Consider the following 13,934-nt stretch of genomic DNA (forward strand, 5'->3'; position numbering starts at 1 on the left):
GCCTTCGACGCGGCGGCCGTGCACTCCGCGCACCGGCAGCCGTAGTTGTTGTACCGGGCCTCCCCATGCGGCACCCCAGCCACCCGAGCCTCCCGCCCCTCAGCCTTAGCCTCGTCGAGAGCCTTGCCGAACACGGTGTCCGTGCGAGCAGTGCGAGTGGGGATGTTGCGGTGGACTCCGACGTGGTCGGCGGCTTCACCGAGGCGCATCCCGGACCGGACCGCATCGAGGAACCGGGCACGGAGGGCGTCGCCGAAGGTGGCCGGCCGTCCACGGCCACGGACGGGACGGGTGCTGCTCACCAGTCACCACCCGCCTGCGACACCGCGCCGGTGTCCTCGCCGAGGGCGGGGTGCCGGGGTGGGTGGATGCTGCGGGACCGGGCCACCTGCCCGGCCATCACCGCATACCCGGCGCCCTGGAGTGCGTCCCGGAGTCGGTCGAGGGCTTCCGGGGTCCAGGACGGTTGTGCGGCCAGGTGCCCGGCCCGGTACCCGACCGGGAGTGCCGCCTCCCATATCTGCCGCACCACCGCCGGGTCGATGTCCGGGAACAGCAGCTCGGGGAGCTTCTTCGGCGTGCCGGCGTTGTCGAGCATGGAGGCGGCGAGGATCCCGGCGAGGTAGTCCCCGGATGACTGGCACCGGTCCGCGAGGGTCTGGTCGACGGTGGTGTCGGGTGTGGTGGTCATGCTGCGGGCTCCAAGGCGAGGGAGGGGAGGGGAAGTGGCGGCGTGGTCGGGGCCGGTGCGGTGACAGCGGGGACGGCGCGCAGGGGGCGGCGACCGCCACGGCCTCGACCAGCCCGGCGGCGGGCCGCGGTGGCCGACGCCCGGGACGCGTTCCGCGGTCGTGGGGTGAGGAGGGCGAGCGGGAAGCCGGGGGCGATCCGGCGCTGCCGGGACCCGTCCGTGTTCGGGGCGGCCGCGATCGGCCACAGCCCGTCCCACACGACCAGCGACACCGGAATCAGCTCGTGCCGGACCGCGGCGGCCAGCAGGTCGTCCCGGGACGCGGTTTCCTTGTCCAGGCCGAGGAGACCGCACAGTGAGGAGCGGTGCCAGTTCGTGCGGCGCACGTCCATGCCCGCGCGGTCCGCGACCCGCTGCTCGTACAGCTCGACGGCCAGGGCACGGAGCACGGCCCGCTTCTGCGGGGACCGGGCCTCGGCCAGGGCCTGCTCCGTCACCTCTGCGGTCCCGGCACGGCGGGCGATGAGCGCCCGGTGCCGCTCCAACGCGATCTGCCCGCCCCACACCCCTTCCGGCTCGGCCAGCCGCACCACGTCCGGGGCGCCAGCCGGGCCGGGCTCCACGATCTCCGTGTTCGCATAGGCGCGACACAGGGCCAGGACCGGGCAGAACTGGCAGATTCGCTTCGCCGCAGCCTCCCGGGCAAGGCGCACCTTTTGCGGCTCTGCCCCGTCTCCCGTGTATGGGGCCCACGCATCCACTGACACGTCCGGATCCCCGGCGGCCATGGCCGGGTTGTCGGGGTCGGGGGCGCAGCCGCGGTACCGGTAGTGCGGGTGGTCGGTCAGGTTCTGCTGGGCAATCAGCGGTGTCGTCACGGTGTATCCCCCTCCTGCGGGTCGTTGGTTGTGCGGGCGAGCGCGTCGTCGACGATCCGGCCAGCGGCCTCCAGGACGCGCTGCTCCGCGATCGTTGCGTCCAGGCGGCGACGGAACACGTCCAAGTCCCGGTGCTGGGCGGCTTCGGCGAGACGCCGCGCGGCGCGCTCCAAGACCAGAGCGCGCCGCGCGGTTCGGATCTGCCGCCAGGCGTACAGGGCGGCGGTCAGGGCCGCGGTGGTGAGCACTGCGGCGGTGGTCAGGTACACGGTGCTCACCTCCTGGGCGGGTGTGTGGTCACGGTGGCGTGCCGGCCCGGGGCACGCCCCGGTCGCAGGTTCCGATACCGCAGTGGGGCGACGGCTACCACGGCGCCGTTCAGCGCCAGAACGGTATAGAGGAAGGGCATGACGGTGTTGCCCACGACGGGGCCTCCTTCGGAGGTGAGTCGGCCCCGCGGTGGAGTCAGACAGAGGAGCTATGCGGCGGTCACCAGGTCGCGGTCCTGCGGGGAGTGAATGACGGCCCGAAGGCGGGCCCCGATCCACTCGCCGACTGGCGGGGAGACGGCGTTCCCGTAGCCGTCGACCTGGTCGCGGTTGGAGCCCCAGACGATGAAGGTGCCGCGGTATTCGTTGAAGTCGGCGTCGAAGCCGCAGCCGCGGCCAACCTCCTGTGCTTTGATCATGCGGAAGTAGCACTCTTCGAGCGGCAGGCCAGCGAGGGTATGCCGCCACTGCGCCATCAGCTGAGCTTCCAGACGTCCGACGTCGACGGTTCGGGCGGCAGTGAGCAGACCAGGGATCTGATCCGACGTGAACGTCGGCATGGCTTCGCTCTGCATGGCCGCCAGAGTGTTCTTCCTGAATGGCATGACACCGGAGGAGACGACGGCGAGGGTCTCCGAACCGACCTGGGTGGGCAGCGGCTCATTGGCGCCGCGCGGACTGCCCTGGTAGTTGTCGACCGCGAGAGCGAACTGCGGCGTGACCAGTCCGGTCGCAGCGTGCTGCGCCCACAGAGGATCGATGACCGGGCCGGCCGAGAGGACCGATGCCTCCTGCTGGCTGGTCTGCGTCATCATCGGCTGCAGCAGGTGCCGTTCCGACCCGTGTACGGCCTTCGCTGGCATGAGGATCGCGGGGAAGTCGGCGAACCTCTGGCGGCAGCGCTCGGCGCGCGCCATTGTCGACCGGGCCAGCGGGCCCACGAACCCGTCCTTGAACGTCTTCACCGGCTTGTCACCGATTCGGGTTCCAAGGTCCGTCAGGTCGAGTGCGGCGATCGATGGCGTCATCGGCGGAACCACCGGGCGGCGGCATGACGGGCACCGGTACTCGTACTGTTTGCCGTACATCACCGTCCCGGTCGGTGGGATTCCGGTCTTCCACGTCCACACCGCCTCGACGTCCTTGTCGCAGCCGTGACACCGGGACACCGGACGGTGCTCCAGGTCTGGCACCGGAAGCGACCGGTCGACGAACACCCAGTAGCCGCGGTCCCGCGACTGCGGCACACCGAAGAACTGCGAGTTCAGGTACAGGACCTGGGCGGGGTGATAGCCCAGCAGTTCGAACTGCTTCAGCCACCACCGGTATGTGGAGCCGTCTCCGACCTTCGGGCGGCCGGGCAGCGCGGGCCCCCAGGAGCTGAGCTGCGTCGTGCACTCCACGAGGATCAGCCGCGGGTGGTGCTTGGCCGCGTAGTGCAGCACGCAGTTCGCGGTGGCCCGGTCCCGCTCGGACTTGGTGACGCGTGCCTCGTAGTCGGGGTCCTCCAGCTCGAACAGCGTTCCGCCCTGCTCGTATGCCTTGACGGTGTTGGCGAGCGAGTGGTTCACGCAGCTGACTCCCGCGGCCAGCAAGTCTGCGGCAGGAAGGTCCCGAGCCGAGTGGTAGTCCGCAGAGTCCGGGTCGACCAGGTCGGCGATCCAGTGCTCGGCCTCCGGGTGGTTCGCCTCGTGGACCTCGACCTTGTAGGGCTTGTGGTTCGCGGCCATGATCGTGGTGAACCCGGCGCGCTTGATGCCCAGCGTCAGCCCCCCGAACCCGGAGAACAGGTCGACAGCGGTGAGATCGTCGTGCCGGAAGCGGCGCTTTCTGACGGCCGGCCGGTGCGTTGCCGTCCGCGTCTGCTGCATGGTCCTTCGAGACATCAGGCGGCTCCCCTCTCATTCCTTGCGGCGATGCTTCGGTTCAGATCGGCGATTCGGTCGTCAAGGAGCTTCCGTAGCGGCAGCCAGACGCCGTCCGGGCCCTGCACCTGGTGGTCGACGACGCCGTGCTTGTCGGCGTCGCCCTTGATCTGGATGAGAGGTAGCGGGTTGTTGTTGGTCCAGAGGTTCTTGATCTGGCCCATCAGGCGATCCAGGTGGTTCGCGTGGTCGGCGTCTACGGGAGCTGGCGCATCGGCGGCGGGGACCGACGCGGGTTCCTCAGTCGACTGCGTGACGGGTTCCGGCTGGACCGGGGGATCTTCCGGCTCGGGCTGCGGGGGCGTTGCCTGCTTCCACTCCTGCGGCGGGTGAGCGGCCGAGAAGTTCACCACGGCGTCCCTAGACCCGTCGTTGTACAGAGACAGGCCGAACTGGTCGCCGAGGTTCACCGCACAGCGCTTCAGCGCCTGCGACAGACTGGTCTTCATCGCCATGTCGTGGGCGTCGCCCAACGACGGCTGATTGACCGAGTCGCCTGCTGCACCGTCCTCCCAGTGGGAGAGCTCGCAGCCGCTCGTGTCGAACACGGTCAGCCGGACCTGCGCCCGATACACCACGGTCCAGGCCATGTACGGGTCTCCGTACTCCTGGCCCTGCTTGTTCTTCTTCCGGCGCATCTCGCCGTTCTCGTGTACCAGGTCCAGAGAGAGCGTCTCGATGGAGAAGCCGCCGAACCCGAAGATCCGGATGAGCTGGCGTCGGACGTCCCAGGCTTCCAGGTGAGACATGCCGCGAAGGTTGCGGACCCGGTTGCCGTTGATGCCGCCGTGCAGCATCCGCAACTGGTACGGCGAGAAGCGGGCGGCCTGGTTTTGGGTGTGCGAGGTGGGACCCTCCGCCGTGCTGCTGGCGGGGGCCTCGTTGGCCGTGGCCATGAGGTCTCTCCTATGTGGTTGTTCTCGGGGTGGCGGTGTAGCGGCCCGGTTGTCGGCGTCCAGGCCGCCCCCGCCCGCTCGCCTACTTGGCCTGAGCGGCCTCAGAGATGCGGTACTTCTTCATCAGGTACGCGGTCGCGACCCGGGCCGGCGTCACCGTCCACCCGTACTCGGCGGACTTCGCGTCGGCCAGGTCCTTCACTTGCTGCACCAGGCCAGGGTCCGGGCGGACGTTGAGGTTGCCCTTCTCCGCGCCGGAGTTGCGGCGGGACCGGATCGGGGCGTCGGGGGTGAACTCTCCGGACAGGAACTTCCGGAAGCCCTCATCGACGTCGGCGGAGAGCGTGGCGGCCTTCGCCTCGGCCTTCGACTTGAGTGCCTCGCGACGCGCTTCGTTCCTGGACTTGATCGTCTCGCGGATCTCCTTGTTCATGAAGATCGGCAGGTTCGGCTTGCTTGCGCTGCCAGGGTTGGCCAGGGTCTCGGCCCGGCGCAGCAGTCCCCACCCGTTCGGGGCGAGGACCTCGGCAATCGCATCGGCGGCGGCGCGGACTTCGTCGGCGGACGCCGCGTCCGTGGAGGCGAGTGAGTCGGCCTGCTGCCGCAGCGCGGTCTCCCCTGTCGTGAGCCGGGCGCGGATCGTGCGGGCGGGGCTGGTGGGCGTGCGGGCCACGGCGGGTCCTTTCGGAGGGCGCCGGTCGGACCTTCGTCGGGCCGGCGGGCGCGCGGGGGCGTTTACCACGCCAGTTTCCTCCTTTTTCTATTGCAGGCGCCATGGGGTATGGGCTGCGTGTTTGTGGTGGTGGTGCGTTCTGGTGTGGCCACCATACGCGTAACCTATTGCACGCGCAATAGGTTACGGCTAATGTGGGGAACACACCGCACCAAGGGGGACACCGCGATGAAGCACACCGCCACCCAGACCACCACCCGCACCCTCGCCGACCTCTACCGAGCTCTCGACCGCCAGCACGCCGTCACCATCACCTACCTCGACGAGAACGGCGACGAGACCCTGCGGACCATGGAGCCGTACGACATCCGAACCACCAAGTCCGGCCGAATTGAGGTCCGCGCCATGTGCCGACTCCGAGGCGAGGCTCGCGGATTCCTGCTTCATCGCATCGTGGCCTACACCTGCCACCGCATTGCGTTCGTCCTCGACCGACCGGAGGCAACAACCCCGGCCGGGCACGTCATCGTGGTTCGTAGCCCCGCACAGCTCATCGCCCGCGAACTCGGCCGCGACTACCTCCCCCGCACCGCCGTCACCCGCGACACCGCAGCACTTGCCGCTTAGGAGAACCGTGATCAGCAGCCTCACCGCAGAGACCATCGTCCGGACCCTGACGTTCAGGGTCTCCGACGTCCGACCCATCAAGGCGGACTACGAATACTTCGACGTCACGGGCCTGCGCGTGACGTACACGGCAGAGGAGGTCACCAGCCTCGTGATCCTGTCCACCGAGGAAAGGACCGGGGAGCCGACGCCGATCACAGTTCGACTCGACTGCTACGACATGTGGGAGCCGTGGGTGCGGGAACTGGTTGAAGCGCACCGGCCCGCGTCCTGATCCTGACCCAAAACGCCGAAGGCCACCACCCCGAACCGGATGGTGGCCTTCCAAGTCATAGTCAACGCGCAGGCTCAGCCTATCTGAACTACTCGCCGCCCCACCAGCCTTCTTCGCAACTAGGAGTCCCCGTGCTGAACCACCGAAGCGATACAACAGAGTGGAGCTGGGCCACGCACTGGACCGACTTGCTCGGCCAAGACGAGGTATGGCGCGACGCCCAGGGCCAGATCCTGCACCTGGACGACATGGACCCCGGATACTGCTCTCGTGTTCATGCGTTCGTCCTGCGGCAGGCAGAGGACGTCTACGACCTGATCGGCATGCAGGTTGCTGCTGCACCTCTGGACATGAGTGAACAGGCGGCCATCGACTTCGACCGGTCCTTCGACGACTTCCTCGACGCGGGCAGCGATCCCAAGGCATGGCTGGAGCAGGCTCCCCTGCTCATCGCCTTGAAGTATCGAGCCGAGGGCCTTCCTGCTCGTCCGGCCGTCTGCCACTGCGGTTACCCGTTCAAAGACGGCAGCGACCTGTGGGATCACAACGCCTGCTACCCCGGCATCATCGTCGACTGAGCAGGACACTGGACTCATGGCCCGAGACGTGCACCAGCCCACGCTCGTCGACACCCCCACCGGCTACCGGCACCGGTACTGCCGACGCTGCGGACGCCCTCTCACCCGCGCCCAGTCCCGCCTGGTTGGATACGGGCCGGGCTGTGACCCCGAGCGCCGACCCGGCCCCGCAACCGAATGCCGCGTCGACCAAGAGCCGCTCCCCGGCACCTGATCTCGTGTGAGGCTGAAGAATCTGAGTCAGGCCAGCCTGGCCCCTTCATCACCTCGATCGCCAAGCTCCATAGCGTCTTCCCGAGTACCCTCTACAACTGCATTCCCGGCCTGCGCGAGCTGCGGGCCGGAGACTTTCCCTGCCAGATGGAGGCCAGCAACTGATGCGCTACTTCCGCGAGTCGATGCAGGGCACCATGAGCCTCTGCCAGTACAACGTGCGCCCTTTTACCCACGCTGAGGTTGACGCCATTGAGGAGTACGACGACTGGGTTCTGCACCCCGCGTACTTCGAGCTGGAGACCCTGCTCGCAGACACCGACGACACCGCCGGTGCCTTCCGCCAACGGGCCGAGGGGCTGACCCGCTGGCACGGCGCCCTCAACCGGCTCCTCACTGACCCCCGGCTCAAGAACACCGGCGACGACCAGGAGCCCTACAGTCCTGCCGTCCGCCGCTTCCTCAAGGGCACCGTAGGCGACTACCACCGTCACCGGCATGGGTACGAGTACGCCGTCACCGTCTGGGCCCTCGGACTCCATGCCCCAACCAGCTACCCGCCGGAGACCCACGGCCTGAACCTGAACCATCGGGAACTCAGGCTCTGGGATTGACCTCCGTGCGGGGCCATCACGTGTGCGATCCCTCGCACAGCGGACGAAGCAACCACAGGGCACCCCGCCAGGACGCCCACAACCGACCGTACAGGCGCCAGCGGCCCCGCCTGGCCAGCTACTCCGGCCGGGCCTCCACCGGAACCGCCTCCACTGCCCGGCGCACCTGCTCCATCTTCACCGGCAACGGCTCCCACCCATACGAGCCCGCCATCACGAAATTCAGCGCCGTAATACCCCGCACATACGCCCGGCGCAGACCATCCGCGCGCAACGTGATCCCGGGAGGGCCAGCCGTCGACGGAACCAGCGACACCCACAGGCCAGCCCGCCCGCCGGTCAACGGCGCCTCCTCGACCAAGCGCTCACGCACCTTCAGCCACCGTCGCACCGCAACCTGCGACCCCTCACGCAGTGCGTACCACTCCACCTCCGGCGCCGGCCCCAGCTCCTCAACCGCAGCCAGCACACGCTGCCGCGTCGCCTCCGACATCTGATCCAGCCTGCCCCGGAGTACCGCCCGCACCGTATCCGGATGCACCTCCGCCAGCGCCGCGATCTCCTCGGCCCTGTTCGGCGCCCCCTTCTGCTGCCGCCGCCGCACTCCCACTGCCGCCTCGCCGTCCGCGAGATCGTCCAGGCGTAGCGCGGCCAGCTCGCCAGACCGTGGCGCCGCATCTAGCAAGATCGCGACCATTGCGAGCGTCCGCGTCCGGTCCTCGTACGTCAGCGCAGTCCCGTCCCGCTCCAACGGCCCCGCGCCAGCCATGTCCACCAGGCCCCGGTACAGGGAGTCCAGAGACCGGCCTGGCACGGTCTCTTTCGGCTCGGCCTGTGGCAGCACCGGCAGCCGGATCAGCTTCCCTGGCGCAGCAATCCGGGCCAGCATCCCGAGGCAGTCCCGCACCGTCCGCTGCGACGCCACCGGCAGTGGCCGGCCCCGGTCCTTCGCCAGGAACCGTAGCTCACCATCCGCGGCCATCTGCCAGAACGGGCGCAGGGCCGCCCACGTGAACAACTGCTCTGCTGTGCGGGATGCCCGGCCCGGCATCTCCTCCCGGCCCACCGCCCGGTCGAACATGCCGACCACCATCCACAGCTGGTCAGCGCGCTGCCGCGATACCTGAATCAGCACCCCGCCCGCACCCGGCACCCGCTCCCGGTCGTCCCACCGGTCCGGATCCCGTGGCGCGACCCGGTCGACCAAGGCGGCGAGCTGCCGTACGGAGGGCGCGCTGTACGGCTTGGCAGTCACGATGTCTGCTCCTGGGCAGGGGCGGCAGCCTTCTTAGCGATCTGCGTCAGGGGGTTTCGTGCACCTTGGCTGTCCTCTTCGTCGATGTACCCGATCAGGGCCTTCGATCGGTCGTCCCAGCCGCCGTGGCGGCCGATGTCCACGATGTCGGCGTTTGCGGCACGGGCCGACTTCACGAAGCCTCGGCGTAGCGAGTGCGATGTCCACTTCCCCGGCAGACCGGTGCGGTGGATGGACCGGCTGACGACGTCGGAGGCGCCGTTGATGCTGATCCGGCCGGTGGGGTCACCGATCGGTTTCCCGTTGCGTGTCATTTCCGCGCCCATATACCCGTGTTGGTCGATCCGCATGAACAGCGGGCCCTCGGCGTGCCCCTCATCCGCGAGGGCCTCCACCAAGTCCCGCACTGCGGTGACGGTACACAGGTCCGTGTCGGGGTCGGGGACGATTTCGACGTTTTGCCACTTCCTCCGCTTCTTCCGGTACACCCGCACGTTGAACCCGCCTCTGGGCAGGTCGGTGAAGCTGGTCGGCCAGTTCAGCGGGGCGAGTTCGCTTCCTCGGGAGGCGATGGCGTGCCCGAGGAGCATGAGCGCAGCGTCGCGTTTCCCGACGAGGGTGTTCCGGTCGAGGTGGGAGAGGGCTTCGGCGAGGACGGCGCGGTCGGCAGCCGTTGCCTTCTTCGGGGTGGCGGCCGGGTCCTGCGCCTCGGACAGCTCACGCCGGTACCCGGCGACGACCTTGCGGGCGCCCATGGTGTCCGGCGGCTTGTACCCGGCAGCCCGGTGGGAGGAGCGGATCGACGCGATGATGCGGTCCATCGTCGCGGGACCGTACGGGCGACCGGTCCGTTTCCGGGGGGTGCGCTTGAGGTACGACAGGTACGCGGTGACGGTCTGCGGTGCGGCGGGGAGGACACGGCGGCCGACCGTTTCGCACCACTTGGCAAACTGCTTCATGTCGCCCTCGTAGGCCCGGCTGGTGTCCTTCGGGATGCCCGCCCGAACGTCCTCCTCGGCCTCGGGCGGCAGCCACGCGTCAGGGTCCTCCTCGGCCAGCGGAACGGCCGGGACCCGATCCTCGGGGATGGCGGGGAGCTGGTCCTCCTCGACCAACTCCCCCTCCACCACGTCGCCATGCTCGGTCACCGTGAGAACCGATCAGCCATAGCCCACCGCAGCCGCAGCTCCATCGTGCGAAGACTGACGAGCCAGTGGTAAAGCTCCAACTCGTCTCGGCAGAGTCGGGAAAGCGACCGCCCCGTGTGCTCGTCCCGCACGCCCCACCTCTTCATACCCAGACGGGTTCGCTTCATGAAGGGCACGTACCTTTCCGGATGGCAGTTGTCTCCGCACTCGGTCAAGGTATTCCCGCCTCTGATCCGTGACTCCGTAGAAGGAGCTGTGGCGCCCTTGTAGGCGCGGCTGGTGTCTTTCAACTCCCCGTCCACGATGTCGTCGCTCACTGCGAGTCTTCCTCGTCTGTCTTCGCTTCGTTGCGGAATGGCCCTGTGTCCGGGACGACGATGAGCGTCAGCAGAGGGCCGAATCTCGGGTGGGGTGCGTCCCAAGGCCAGTCCTGGGAGCCCCGGACGGAATAGCCCCAGGAACGCTCGACGATGCGGTGGGTGCCGGTGTGCTGATCGAGCTCGTCGTCCAGCCAGACCAAGTCGCCTACAGATGGCGGGGTCGGAAGGGACAGTGTGCCCCCGGGCGCCCTCCGTACCGGCACCAGGTCGTACTTGAAGGTAGGCGGCTGCGTGGTCACCTCAGTTCGCACGTAGAAGGAACAGCGAGGTGCCACGGCTTCGCCGTGCTGTGCGGCCGGATCGGAACCCATTCGGTCCCCGTTGGTCTTTTGCTCCATAGAAGGAACATTATCTGGAGCGAGACGCGCAATTGCCCCCGCCATGACCATCCAGCCGGGGCAGCACTCGAATAGTGCGAATCTTCGCTGTGCGGGATCCTAAGCGGCGCTTCTACCAACGGATCGGGAGGACGCGTTCGCCAGCCCCCAGCAGAAAAGGTGCCGACGGGCCGAACCCGAGGCAGGCCGGTGAGCCTGCTGGGGTAGACCTCAGAACCTCCCACTCGCCGGACTTGCCCAGCCTCATGGTCTGGTCGCACTGTGCGCACCGGGCGACTTGAACCGGGATGTCGCTCACGTCCGCAACCGGCTGGTGAGACAGGCACATCCCCGCTCGGCGGAACGCCAACGAAGCGGCTGCGAACGTGTCCGAAGAGAGTGCGATGCCAAGGAGGGATCTTTCCAACTCGGCGATAAGCGTGTAGTTCGGCCGCGGCATCGCACCTCCGTCTCGTCGTAGCGGCAGGTGCCGGGCCTCGAACCCCGGGCTCAGCGATTGGCTCTAGGGCATCCACTGACGGCGCCAGTCCCTCAGCAAGGAGGGGTCCCACCCGCCACATGTGAGCTTATCAAGCATCAGGAATGCGGAGGGGGCCTCCGGAACTTCGCCAGGAACGATCCTAAGGATCGGGCCCGATTCGCGACTGGACGTCCAGCAGACCTCACGGTCACGGGTACAGCACCCGAAAGCGGTGTCAGCCAGGCCCCGGTTTGTGCGGGCGGGTCAGCGACTCAGGAGGTGGAGCCCGGCGGGTTCCATGCTCGGGTCGTCGTCCGCGTTGTCCAACCAGCTGTCCAGGTCCTCCTGGCAGAGCATCGTTGTGCCGCCGTGGTGGTGCGTGATCCGGGCGACCGGAGCGTTCGGGCAACCCTGCTGGCGCTGGCCGTCGATATCGAAGATGGTGATGCCGTCGAAGATCTGGCACCAGCCGAACGATGCGGATTGTTGAGGGCTCATGGGTCCAGCGTGGCATGAGACTGGCGTGCCACTGCCCCGGCTTGGAATCGGGGAGATGGTGTCCGGTTCTCGCCATAGGGGCCTCCCTGCCAGCTTGCTTGTCTGAACTGTAAAGGTGACCACTGACAATGCGAGCGAAGCGGTGATGTCGGCAAGATCCTCTTATTTAGTGTGCATTTCTATAGGACACGGCAGGGGCGCACGAGTACTGTTCGGTGCCGGGTCAGGAGCGGCGGCGCTCCGGCGGGAGCACGGCTACAGCCGGACTCGACGACGGGCTCGGGTTGCTGGGTGCGCTATCGCGGCGGCACACGAGCGCGGCAGGGTCATACTCGGGCGCCTGGAGCGAGTAGCCGGTCGGGCATGTCTGTCCGTCGCGTCCCGCCGCCCCGTCGCGTCCGGCCGTCCCGTCCTTCCCTGCCGGGCCGGGCGGCCCCGCAGGGCCAGCCGGACCGGGCACGACCGAGTCGGCGCCATCCGCGCCGGCCGGGCCCGGTGATGCTGCCGGGCCGGTAGGCCCGACCGGGCCGCGGTCACCCTTCGCGCCCATGGGCCCCGGCGGACCTGGGATCTGCACCGGCACCTCGACGCGGGACGGCAGGTCGTCGACCGCCTCCGCGGGATCCGGCGCGGCCGGTACATCCCCGGCCGCCCGCACCTGCGACCTGAGGGTTCTTACGTCCGTGGCCAACGTCGAGACCACGGCACCGCGCCGATCAGCCTCAGCCGCCATCCGGTCCGCGCGGGCCTCGGCTTGGGCGATCCGGAGGAAAGCCACCGTCACCGCGCCGCCGAGGAAGAGAAGCGCGGCCACCACCCACAGCAGGGCTCGACGCCGGTACAAGAGGTGCTGAGTCCTCGTCACGGCGTCCCCCCGAGTTGGGTGACCAACAGGCGCAGCCGGGCGGACTCCGCCCGCTCGGCTGCTAGATCAGCGCGCAGCGTCACCAGCTCGGCGCGCATCTCCGCGCGCTCCTCCTGAAGCTGGTTCGTCAGCGTGTCGTATCCGTTCAGCACTCCGCCCTCCCGGGCTGCTCGCGACGCACCTCGGGAGCCGTAGATGGCTGCTGCGGCTGCTACCGGGCTGGCCAGCAGTGCGCCGAGCGCGGTAAGCATCGCAGCATCCATCTGGCCCCCTCGTGGCACTCGACGGGCAGGGTCAGACGCCCGGGCCAAGCGACGCCGGGTCGGCGGTGGCCGGCAGAGTGGACGCGGTGCCTTTCCGCCCCAGCCGACCGGCCACCCAGCCCTTCGCCGAGGCGAGGACGAGCGCGGCCGGGGCCGCCCACCACACCGGCAGGCCGGCGAGCTCCACGACCAGGAGGCCGAGGGCGGCCTGCGCCCCGGTCCAGCCCGCCCGCTCCGCGAGATCCAGCAGCAGTCTGTTCTGCATCGGCAGTTCTCCTTATACGGGCTGCGCGAATGATCGGCAGCCGATGACAGTTCCGGAGGCATTGCGCACCTCGCGGTAGGGGACGAGGAGGTCGCTGCGCCGGTCGGCGAGCGCGAGGGCGACGACGAGGGAAACGATGTACTGGTAACCGTCCCGCTTGGGCGGGAGGTTCTGGGCGTGCCCGAACTCGACCAGCTCGAAGGTGATGCCGCCGCCGAGCTCGATCATCGCCAGCCGCGCGGGCACCGGCTCGGGATCGATGACCTCGCGGAGGTGCGGGGCGAGGTCATCGATGCCGTCCTCGCGTTCATCCGTGTACAGCCGGATGGGGTGCGGGGTGAGGTTGAGGATCACGGCTTGGCCTTGAGCTCGGCGACTTCGGCGCGTAGCTTGCGCACCTCGTTGAGGATGTGCGCGAGGTAGTAGCCGGCCGCGTGCGTGGTGCGGGTGCTGGAGTCGCCCGGCTTCGTCTCCGTCCCGATGTCGCCGATCCGCGTCAGGTTGTTGTGCAGCGAGGTGATCTTGCTGTCCGTGCTCGACACGGGCGTCTCCTTCGGCGGGGTGGTGGGGGTGCTGGCGCCGGGGCTCCAGCTCGCGAAGTGCTTCAGCCGCTCGGCCACGTCCGCGCGCAGCGTGGCCATCGAGAACCCGCGCGGGTCGACCTTGTCGGAGCTCCACTCCAGGTGGCCGATCACCGACTTCGCGGTCCAGCCGTGCGCCCGGCAGATCGCGGCCTGGACGCGGACGATCGCGTCGTACTGCGCCTTGGGCCAGGGGTCCTTGCCGTCGCCGAGGTTCTCGCACTCCCAGCCGTAGAACCGGGC

At 68.7% G+C, this 13,934-nt stretch carries 20 protein-coding genes; 5 read left to right on the forward strand and 15 right to left on the reverse strand.

Features of this window, described 5'->3' with window-relative positions:
* Window positions 1-298: 298 nt before the first annotated feature.
* From AB0E67_RS27535 to AB0E67_RS27560, 6 genes are all read right to left on the reverse strand, one after another.
* On the reverse strand, window positions 299-691 hold the full coding sequence (locus tag AB0E67_RS27535) for a hypothetical protein (protein ID WP_362031545.1): 393 nt from the start codon (window positions 689-691) through the stop codon (window positions 299-301).
* Window positions 688-1,569, reverse strand: a complete 882-nt coding sequence (locus AB0E67_RS27540; protein ID WP_362031547.1) for a hypothetical protein — start codon at window positions 1,567-1,569, stop codon at window positions 688-690. Before AB0E67_RS27540 ends, AB0E67_RS27535 begins: the two co-directional genes overlap by 4 nt.
* Window positions 1,566-1,847, reverse strand: a complete 282-nt coding sequence (locus AB0E67_RS27545; RefSeq protein WP_362031549.1) for a hypothetical protein — start codon at window positions 1,845-1,847, stop codon at window positions 1,566-1,568. The genes AB0E67_RS27540 and AB0E67_RS27545 overlap by 4 nt, the downstream gene beginning before the upstream one ends.
* 200 nt (window positions 1,848-2,047) lie before the next feature.
* Window positions 2,048-3,724, reverse strand: a complete 1,677-nt coding sequence (locus AB0E67_RS27550; RefSeq protein ID WP_362031551.1) for a DNA cytosine methyltransferase — start codon at window positions 3,722-3,724, stop codon at window positions 2,048-2,050.
* Window positions 3,724-4,659: a Rad52/Rad22 family DNA repair protein gene (locus AB0E67_RS27555; protein ID WP_362031553.1), complete on the reverse strand. Its 936-nt coding sequence runs from the start codon at window positions 4,657-4,659 to the stop codon at window positions 3,724-3,726. Before AB0E67_RS27555 ends, AB0E67_RS27550 begins: the two co-directional genes overlap by 1 nt.
* 82 nt (window positions 4,660-4,741) lie before the next feature.
* Window positions 4,742-5,332 (reverse strand): hypothetical protein, encoded by a 591-nt coding sequence (locus AB0E67_RS27560; RefSeq protein WP_362031555.1) that lies wholly within the window; start codon window positions 5,330-5,332, stop codon window positions 4,742-4,744.
* Window positions 5,333-5,524: 192 nt separating this feature from the next.
* On the opposite strand from AB0E67_RS27560, the gene AB0E67_RS27565 reads away from it, so the two are divergent.
* From AB0E67_RS27565 to AB0E67_RS27585, 5 genes are all read left to right on the forward strand, one after another.
* A complete protein-coding gene (locus tag AB0E67_RS27565) occupies window positions 5,525-5,959 on the forward strand; it encodes a WYL domain-containing protein (RefSeq protein WP_362031557.1) in 435 nt (144 codons plus the stop codon).
* Window positions 5,960-5,966: 7 nt separating this feature from the next.
* Window positions 5,967-6,233 (forward strand): hypothetical protein, encoded by a 267-nt coding sequence (locus tag AB0E67_RS27570; RefSeq protein ID WP_362031559.1) that lies wholly within the window; start codon window positions 5,967-5,969, stop codon window positions 6,231-6,233.
* Window positions 6,234-6,364: 131 nt separating this feature from the next.
* Complete coding sequence (locus AB0E67_RS27575) at window positions 6,365-6,811, forward strand: hypothetical protein (RefSeq protein ID WP_362031561.1); 447 nt, start codon at window positions 6,365-6,367, stop codon at window positions 6,809-6,811.
* Window positions 6,812-6,827: 16 nt separating this feature from the next.
* The gene (locus tag AB0E67_RS27580; RefSeq protein WP_362031563.1) at window positions 6,828-7,025 is read left to right on the forward strand and encodes a DUF6011 domain-containing protein; all 198 of its coding nucleotides are present in this window, start codon (window positions 6,828-6,830) and stop codon (window positions 7,023-7,025) included.
* Between the two features lie 163 nt (window positions 7,026-7,188).
* Complete coding sequence (locus tag AB0E67_RS27585) at window positions 7,189-7,638, forward strand: hypothetical protein (RefSeq protein ID WP_362031565.1); 450 nt, start codon at window positions 7,189-7,191, stop codon at window positions 7,636-7,638.
* 118 nt (window positions 7,639-7,756) lie between these two features.
* On the opposite strand, the gene AB0E67_RS27590 is transcribed toward AB0E67_RS27585, so the two are convergent.
* From AB0E67_RS27590 to AB0E67_RS27630, 9 genes are all read right to left on the reverse strand, one after another.
* Window positions 7,757-8,893: a helix-turn-helix domain-containing protein gene (locus tag AB0E67_RS27590; RefSeq protein WP_362031567.1), complete on the reverse strand. Its 1,137-nt coding sequence runs from the start codon at window positions 8,891-8,893 to the stop codon at window positions 7,757-7,759.
* Window positions 8,890-10,041, reverse strand: coding sequence for an integrase (locus tag AB0E67_RS27595; RefSeq protein WP_362031569.1), 1,152 nt, complete (start codon window positions 10,039-10,041; stop codon window positions 8,890-8,892). The genes AB0E67_RS27590 and AB0E67_RS27595 overlap by 4 nt, the downstream gene beginning before the upstream one ends.
* Complete coding sequence (locus AB0E67_RS27600; RefSeq protein WP_362031571.1) at window positions 10,038-10,358, reverse strand: hypothetical protein; 321 nt, start codon at window positions 10,356-10,358, stop codon at window positions 10,038-10,040. The genes AB0E67_RS27595 and AB0E67_RS27600 overlap by 4 nt, the downstream gene beginning before the upstream one ends.
* A complete protein-coding gene (locus tag AB0E67_RS27605; RefSeq protein WP_362031573.1) occupies window positions 10,355-10,759 on the reverse strand; it encodes a hypothetical protein in 405 nt (134 codons plus the stop codon). Before AB0E67_RS27605 ends, AB0E67_RS27600 begins: the two co-directional genes overlap by 4 nt.
* Before the next feature lie 724 nt (window positions 10,760-11,483).
* Window positions 11,484-11,717: a hypothetical protein gene (locus tag AB0E67_RS27610; protein ID WP_362031575.1), complete on the reverse strand. Its 234-nt coding sequence runs from the start codon at window positions 11,715-11,717 to the stop codon at window positions 11,484-11,486.
* An 861-nt stretch (window positions 11,718-12,578) separates the two neighbouring features.
* A complete protein-coding gene (locus AB0E67_RS27615) occupies window positions 12,579-12,833 on the reverse strand; it encodes a hypothetical protein (RefSeq protein ID WP_362031577.1) in 255 nt (84 codons plus the stop codon).
* A gap of 43 nt (window positions 12,834-12,876) precedes the next feature.
* A complete protein-coding gene (locus tag AB0E67_RS27620; protein ID WP_362031579.1) occupies window positions 12,877-13,110 on the reverse strand; it encodes a hypothetical protein in 234 nt (77 codons plus the stop codon).
* Between the two features lie 12 nt (window positions 13,111-13,122).
* A complete protein-coding gene (locus tag AB0E67_RS27625) occupies window positions 13,123-13,464 on the reverse strand; it encodes a hypothetical protein (RefSeq protein ID WP_362031581.1) in 342 nt (113 codons plus the stop codon).
* Window positions 13,461-13,934: N-acetylmuramoyl-L-alanine amidase (locus tag AB0E67_RS27630; RefSeq protein WP_362031583.1), on the reverse strand; the 474-nt coding region annotated here is incomplete at its 5' end. The genes AB0E67_RS27630 and AB0E67_RS27625, both read right to left, overlap by 4 nt.

Source organism: Streptomyces sp. NPDC032161 (genome assembly GCF_040636995.1).
Classification (GTDB): domain Bacteria; phylum Actinomycetota; class Actinomycetes; order Streptomycetales; family Streptomycetaceae; genus Streptomyces.